The following is a 282-nucleotide window of genomic DNA, read 5'->3' as shown; positions in this document are numbered from 1 at the left end:
GAGCTGTATGGACTTGGGTGGCATGGCTGTTTGCAGGAGCGGTGCCAGCCATACCAGCGCGCTTTTAATCAAACGATTGCTCAGCATGTCTTGACTGAGCATGCTGCGCTCACAGACAAACTTATGCGGTTGTACACTATTGCGGCGCAGTTGCTCTTTGATAAGTAGCCGACCTTGTAGCGTTGCCTGATTATCCACCTGAGCTTGGTAATGCTGGGTTGGTTGATAATGCGCCAAGCGCTGTAAAAACTGGCGAGCGAGCCAATCTGATAGCGATGGTGC

Annotated in this window: 1 protein-coding gene; it reads right to left on the bottom strand. The window is 51.8% G+C overall.

Annotated elements, in window-relative coordinates; translation table 11 throughout:
- On the bottom strand, window positions 1–282 hold a 282-nt coding region (locus AAEZ03_RS26935; protein WP_350582867.1), incomplete at both ends, for a 5-methylcytosine restriction system specificity protein McrC.

Source organism: Pseudomonas sp. HY2-MNA-CIBAN-0224, assembly GCF_040310285.1.
Classification (GTDB): Bacteria; Pseudomonadota; Gammaproteobacteria; order Pseudomonadales; family Pseudomonadaceae; genus Aquipseudomonas; species Aquipseudomonas helleri.
The sequence above is the reverse complement of the archived record's forward strand: the minus strand, read 5'-3'. Positions and strand labels throughout refer to the sequence as shown.